This is a genomic window from Oligoflexus sp. (genome assembly GCF_035638955.1).
Lineage (GTDB): Bacteria > Bdellovibrionota_B > Oligoflexia > Oligoflexales > Oligoflexaceae > Oligoflexus.
Genome location: NZ_DASQYZ010000432.1, coordinates 1 through 2,224 on the forward strand (window position 1 = coordinate 1; position 2,224 = coordinate 2,224).

Sequence of the window (2,224 nt, forward strand, 5' to 3'; positions counted from 1 at the left end):
ATCCAGGTACGCGTCCTCAATTCGCTAATCACGCAACCCGATAATCATAGGTAAGAGCCATATCCAGGGGGAGCGAGACCTTTGAATTTTCAATCTGATTATGCCAAGTGGATTGGAAAAATTACCGAATACTTTCGCCAGAAATATAATCGCGATATCAAAACTTTGTCGTACAGTTTCGAACTGAGGTACTTTAGCGGCTATTCTGAGAGGGACGTCATTTCTGAACTGGAATACTCCGTTTCAGATCTCCATGTGCCGCGGAACAATTCGGGCAGCAGCATGAACAAAAATCCTTTCGCGTGAATCACAGCCCCTGCTGGTCTCCACGTGTGCTTGGTTCTCAAATAGTGCGTCTACGGTTTGCTGGATGATGCAGGAAGGAAGCACATTTTCGCCGAAATTCCGCTTTAACAGACTATCTGTATTCGGTATCCTTCTCTCATAGCAGTATTTAAATCAGCGACCATATTTCGGGAAAATTCCAGATGCATCCCAGGTATTCGCTGAGACACAGTCATCACATGTGTTTCATGGTGGGTTAAACATTAATGATTAAACTTCCGATCGTCAAGGTCAGCCGATGGTATTACCGCGCTACCCAGTCGGTGACGTCGTGTTGCAGGCTCGAAACCTTTGTCGATTCGCACGGCAGGTTTTCAATACTTGTGACCGAGCTAAGCGATAACAGAGGCCCGAGCGTGACGGATTCGCACGGGGCGCTCTGCAAAAGCATTATCCAGGAACTCAAGCTTCCAGCCGCACTGCCTTATGAATTCTACGAGCGCTTTGATCGAAACAGCTATGCGCCACCGCGCGATGATCTATGCGAAGTCACCAGGGTTGCCTTGAAAAATGGGGTTCCGCATTGGTTTTATGTTCCAGATGAGGAATGGGATATGATTTATGCGAATCCAAAAAGACCGAGGCCAAAAACGAGGATTCGTAAGGCTGTCAATCAAAATGGGGCAAGAGATTATGAAAAGTGATGACTGATCACAGCTTCGCTGCTGTCTCAGATAACCTTACCCAGGCGTGATCTGATGACTGGAGACAGCCCTTCGTGTTTGGAGTCCGGAGCTCATAGGCCCGCTTGGTGTGGGCTCTGTTGTATCGCTTTATTGGAAGGCCCGCTCAGGCGGGCTTTCATTTACAATAATTCATCCACCATGTGCTCAGCTTTGGCTTCCTAAAAACACCTGAAGCTGCAATTTCTCGATGTGATTAAAATAACCTGTCACCTACCCTTTCTTCCTCCTGACCAGGCCCGACCATGTGTCTGGTTGCCTCCCCCAGGGTCTTATTCATGGCTTTGTCGTTGAGGGGCATTTGCACACTGAATGTAGGATTGGTGTCGGACACAGCCTAATTCTGCTGCCCCTTCGGCACTTTCGCAAAAACCTGAATCTGCCCGTTCTCGATGACAAAACCGGTGTCGGTCGCCGGCCCCAGCTTGCCCTTGACCATGGCGAGCCATGGGCCTTTGGTCATTTCATCGAGGGCCTTGTTCATTGCCTTTTCACCGATAGTGATCTCAAAGATGCGTTCATCCGATTTCACTTTGAAAAACACTTGTTTGTCCCCAATTGGGACCGCAGCGGGAATCTCATCAAATTTCAATGAAAGCTCAGCAGAGCGTCCGTCGATGGGGATCATCTTCGTCAGGTCGATGTCGAGCACTTCCACCTGCTTCTGAGATTGCGGCCTTGGCACCGGTGCTGGTTCGGTCAGCTGCTTATGGAATGTGGCAAGCTGCTTGTGCATCCGTAAAGTTCAGACCGTCCCCGTCTTTCGCTTTGAATTTTTTTCGTGAATGCTCCACCGGGAAATAGCAACCCGGAGGTCAATCATGCATTCTCTTGAAGAACTCAAAGCTCTGGTCAATGGTCACCGTGTCAAAACCCAAAGCAATCGGCTGTCGCCCGCGCTGAGACGCATGGTGTCGGAAGCCTTCAAAGGCTCACGGATGTCGGTGGCCGCATTTTCCAAGTCAATTGGCGTCGCTCCCATGTCGGTGCTGAAATGGTCGAAGGATATGCCTGCGCAGGCTGCTTCATTTAAAAAAGTGGCGATCATTGATGAGCAATCGTAAATCGTCCGTGCTCGACACCTTAATATATTTTTCATCTGTGTCATAATCTCAATACGTATAACCCATATGGAGATTGAGATGGATACGATCACACTGAAAAAGAAACTCAGCACCTACCAGTCAGACAAAGGC

Annotated in this window: 4 protein-coding genes; 3 read left to right on the forward strand and 1 reads right to left on the reverse strand. The window is 48.8% G+C overall.

Annotated features, from left to right (window positions below):
- Positions 1–81: 81 nt before the first annotated feature.
- Both VE954_RS35895 and VE954_RS35900 read left to right on the forward strand, forming a co-directional pair.
- Complete coding sequence (locus VE954_RS35895; protein WP_324962190.1) at positions 82–306, forward strand: hypothetical protein; 225 nt, start codon at positions 82–84, stop codon at positions 304–306.
- Positions 307–701: 395 nt separating this feature from the next.
- Entirely contained in the window at positions 702–989 is a 288-nt protein-coding gene (locus VE954_RS35900; RefSeq protein ID WP_324962192.1) for a hypothetical protein, read from the forward strand.
- Positions 990–1,365: 376 nt separating this feature from the next.
- Here VE954_RS35900 and VE954_RS35905 read toward each other — a convergent pair whose 3' ends face one another.
- The gene (locus VE954_RS35905; RefSeq protein WP_324962194.1) at positions 1,366–1,680 is read right to left on the reverse strand and encodes a hypothetical protein; all 315 of its coding nucleotides are present in this window, start codon (positions 1,678–1,680) and stop codon (positions 1,366–1,368) included.
- 169 nt (positions 1,681–1,849) lie between these two features.
- Between VE954_RS35905 and VE954_RS35910 the strand changes: the two genes are divergently transcribed.
- Entirely contained in the window at positions 1,850–2,092 is a 243-nt protein-coding gene (locus tag VE954_RS35910) for a hypothetical protein (protein ID WP_324962196.1), read from the forward strand.
- Positions 2,093–2,224: the final 132 nt, after the last annotated feature.

Coding starts and splice junctions, on each gene's coding strand:
- VE954_RS35910 (WP_324962196.1), top strand. CDS start 1,850: ATGCATTCTCTTGAAGAACTCAAAGCTCTGGTCAATGGTCACCGTGTC.